The organism is Bacillus sp. L_1B0_5 (assembly GCF_000836715.1).
Classification (GTDB): domain Bacteria; phylum Bacillota; class Bacilli; order Bacillales; family Bacillaceae_G; genus Bacillus_A; species Bacillus_A thuringiensis_S.
On record NZ_JXIS01000102.1, the window covers coordinates 1 to 511 of the forward strand.

The window sequence follows — 511 nt, forward strand, 5'->3', positions numbered from 1 at the left end:
TATGCTTTTTTCATTTTTTAATTCTCGTATCGCAACGGGATAGGCTTTATTACCATCAACAGTGATTACACGAGGTTTTGTGACATGAAAAGAAGCCAAGGCTTTCTTTAAAAAGCACTTGGCAGCCTTCGCATCTCGTTTCTTACTCAAATAAAAATCAAGCGTGTTTCCTTCGGAATCAACAGCACGGTATAAGTACATGTTTTCACCTTTGATTTTGATATAGGTTTCATCCACTCTCCAAGAATCATTCGTTCGTTTCAAATGTTTTTGAATCCGCTCATTTAATTCGGGTCCATATTGGTGAACCCAACGCATAATGGTGGTATGGGACAAAGATAACCCTCGTTCTTCCATCATTTCCACCAAATCACGAAAGCTTAGGTTGTACCGCAGGTACCAGCGTACAGTCCACAAAATCATGTCTGCTTGATAATGTTTCCATTTGAATATGTTTTCTTTTTCCATCCTGATCACGCACCTTTTTTAAGTAGTAATACCAGTATGGCCA

Annotated in this window: 1 protein-coding gene; it reads right to left on the bottom strand. The window is 38.7% G+C overall.

Features of this window, described 5'->3' with window-relative positions; genetic code table 11:
- Positions 1-468 (bottom strand): IS6-like element IS240A family transposase (locus tag RT27_RS26390; protein ID WP_043938184.1); only part of this gene is annotated, 468 nt, incomplete at its 3' end.
- Positions 469-511: the final 43 nt, after the last annotated feature.